We start from the raw sequence: 1,782 nt of genomic DNA, 5'->3' as shown, positions 1-1,782 counted from the left end.
CGGGTCAAGCCCTTTTTTATGGAGAAAAATTGTGACTAATTTTTTGTACTAATATCAACATTAAAACAACAATAAATTATAATAGTTTTCCACAACAATAGGCTTCTTTTTATCGGGGCGCTGCCCCAAACCCCGAGGTTTTTTAAGGCATAAGAGATAGCGATAGATTGTCATTGTTAAAATTGGCAGTGGAATGGGGATGTTCCACTACCAATCTCACTACGATACATCATCGCCACCTCATTCGGCTATCCCTCCACGGGGTGCTCCTCAGCAGAGCCCGATTACGTTTCGCCGAATTTTGTTATTGTACCCTCTTTTTCTCTTGCCTCGTAATCTTTTTTTTCAATACCAGGCTTCTATATTATGCTTTACTTTACTGTTCTTTCTTACCCTGCTCATAGATGCGTGTTACTTTCAAGAGCACATAATTTAGGCAGAGCATTTTTATATTGTGTATCTCTCCATCTCTAAAATAAAAAATACAAACTTTTCACAACCGTACTTCTTTTATGCCCAAGTCACCACCGTTTAAATATATTTTACGGGCTTCATTTGGTGTATTCCATTTCAAAGACCCGTGAATTCTTTCTGTATTGTATTTGTGAATAAACTCTACCGTTTCCTCGTATGCTTGACTATAACTATTAAAATATCTTACCTGCATAAACTCAATTTCTAATATAGAATTAAATGCCTCCACATGTGCATTCTTATTTGGCGTTGCCGGTGGTATTAATTCATGAATTACCTCATCATTATAATATTCCATGTTCTTTATAAACACGTTTGAGGTCATCTGGCTTCCATTGTCACTTCTTATTATCAGTTGGCTTGTGTCTAACTTGTGCGTCTCTATGGCTACGTTTAATGCCAGAACCAGGTCTTTACCCGTACAGCTCAGACCAATATGGTAATTCACTACATAGCGAACAAATACATCTATTATTATTAATACGAAATAGAACCTTTCTTCACCATGTATATATCCGTATTTCAAATCCAATTCCCATAACTCATCCGGCTTACTTATTATGCGGTTCTGGCATATACGCCTACCTTTTACCTTTGATACCTTCTTTTTCCTGGGTAGCAATAGTTTGTTCTCTTTGCATAAACGGTAAACCTTCTTATGATTTACTATGTAGCCATAATCCCTATACAAATGATGACTAAGTTTGTGATATCCTCCAGCATTGACAAACTCAATCTTGCTTCTGTAGGATTTCAAAACAGATAGTATTACTTCATCATATACCCTGTCTCCTCTTTGACTAAATGAATATCCCGGTATGGGACGACCTCTATTCTCTTGCCTACTATCCGTTTTTTTCTTATTTAAGTGGCTGTACCAAGTTGAGTTTGATACTCCACCGTACTTTATTACTTGCTGAGTTTTATTTCCTTTATCAATAAAAATTTTACTGATCTCTAATCTTTCAGCCAAAGCTGGTGGCTTTTTTTTAAAAGCTCCTTTAATATCTCATTTTCTAATTTCACCTCTTTTAGTTCAGCTTCCAACTCTGTTACATTTACCCTGCTCTCCTTTTTCTTCTTGCTCTTATGTCTTCTGATCCATCCGTATATCGTCGTTATTGGAATATCGTGCTTGCTTGATACGGCTCCATAATTATTAGTTTCAATACATTCTTTTACGACTTGTTCTTTCAATTCTTCACTATAACTCTTTGATAAACGTGTTTGCATTCCAGGTTCCTTTCTGATATTTATACTATCAAATTAGGAACTTTTTCTCTCCATATTATATAGGGGGCTAAAGAG

2 protein-coding genes are annotated in these 1,782 nt (G+C 36.0%); both read right to left on the bottom strand.

Translation table 11 applies throughout. From position 1 onward, the window contains the following. Positions 1-493: 493 nt before the first annotated feature. Positions 494-1,447, bottom strand: coding sequence for an integrase core domain-containing protein (locus tag K8F54_RS02110; protein ID WP_290786383.1), 954 nt, complete (start codon positions 1,445-1,447; stop codon positions 494-496). Next, positions 1,432-1,707 (bottom strand): transposase, encoded by a 276-nt coding sequence (locus K8F54_RS02105; RefSeq protein ID WP_290786381.1) that lies wholly within the window; start codon positions 1,705-1,707, stop codon positions 1,432-1,434. Before K8F54_RS02105 ends, K8F54_RS02110 begins: the two co-directional genes overlap by 16 nt. Positions 1,708-1,782: the final 75 nt, after the last annotated feature.

Origin of the sequence: Altibacter sp. (assembly GCF_019913785.1) — a bacterium.
Lineage (GTDB): Bacteria > Bacteroidota > Bacteroidia > Flavobacteriales > Flavobacteriaceae > Altibacter.
The sequence above is the reverse complement of the archived record's forward strand: the minus strand, read 5'-3'. Positions and strand labels throughout refer to the sequence as shown.

Bases quoted from the DNA above. Each gene is read 5' to 3' on its own strand.
- K8F54_RS02105 (WP_290786381.1), bottom strand. From the start codon at position 1,707: ATGCAAACACGTTTATCAAAGAGTTATAGTGAAGAATTGAAAGAACAA.